Origin of the sequence: Mycobacterium hackensackense (assembly GCF_025822555.1) — a bacterium.
In the GTDB taxonomy this organism is placed as follows: Bacteria; Actinomycetota; Actinomycetes; order Mycobacteriales; family Mycobacteriaceae; genus Mycobacterium; species Mycobacterium fluoranthenivorans.
In genome coordinates this window covers 1-1,140 of sequence record NZ_JACKUC010000052.1, presented here as the reverse complement: position 1 = coordinate 1,140, position 1,140 = coordinate 1, and the positions used below count along the sequence as shown (strand labels likewise).

General features: G+C 66.5%; 1 pseudogene. It reads right to left on the bottom strand.

Annotated features, from left to right (window positions below):
* A pseudogene (locus H7J86_RS31850) lies at nucleotides 1-1,084 on the bottom strand (sulfatase-like hydrolase/transferase); the annotation flags it as partial.
* Between the last annotated feature and the right edge of the window lie 56 nt (nucleotides 1,085-1,140).

The following is a 1,140-nucleotide window of genomic DNA, read 5'->3' as shown; positions in this document are numbered from 1 at the left end:
AGATGAAGAGGTTGTACTCGTAGCACAGGTAGCCGTTGTCGAGATAGCAGGTCAGCCCACCGGCGGCGGCACCGAGCGCGTACAGCACACCGCTGGCAGCCTCGGGGATATCGGCCTCGATGACCACGACGTTGTTCTTGTTCCCCAGTGCGGGAGCACAGAATTCGGGCATCCGGACCATGTCCCCGGCGAACTCCCATTCGCGGTACGGGGGCGAGATCCGCAGCTCGGGGTGATAGACGGGCACCCACAGGCCGCCGCCGATGGGCAGCACCGCATTGCGCGCCGCCTCGATGGCGAACATCTCGCGCATCTGCATGAGCTTGTCGGGCAGTGAATCAGCGAGATCGTTCGCCTGCGACCAGTCCTGGTCGAGGTGGTAGAGCTCCCACCGATCGTTGTCCGGGGTCCAGGTGGCGATACCCTCGGGCTGGCCGGGAACCCACGGGAGCCGCGGCCCGCGGGCGCTCGCCAGCCACCCGTCGTGGTAGATCGCCCGGCTGCCCATGATCTCGAAGTACTGGGTCCGTTTGCCGCCCGGCGCGGCCCGGTCAGCCAGGGTCCGCGCAAAACTGGCACCTGCCAAGGGCATCTGCGGTTCCCCGTACACCACCCGGGGCGCCTCGATGCCTACCAGCTCGTAGAGGGTGGGGACGACATCGGTGCAGTGCAGGAACACATCACGTGGCACCGGGTCGGCGGCGATCTTCGCCGGCCAGCGCACCGCCAACGGATTGCGGGTGCCGCCCAGGTGTGACGCCAGCAGCTTCATACCCTTGTACGGNGTGCTGCCGGCCCAGGCCCAGGCGGCGTGATACTGGTTGTCCACCAGTGGCGAGCCCAGCACGTCCAGACCGCCCAGCTCCTCCAGGGTGTCGATATGCTGACGCACCGTGGTGGGAATACCGTTCTGCGCCAACAACTCTGCGATGGTGATGCTGACGCACCGTCCGGATGATCCGTTGTCGCCCCAGATGTACAAGAACAACGTGTTGTCGCCATAGCCCAGGTGGTCGAGTTCGTCGGCGATGCGCCCCACCTGGACGTCGACGTGCTCGNCNNAGCCGGCGGCGACCTCCATCAATGCGCCCCACCTGGACGTCGACGTGTTCGGCATAGCCGGCGGCGACCTCCATCAGC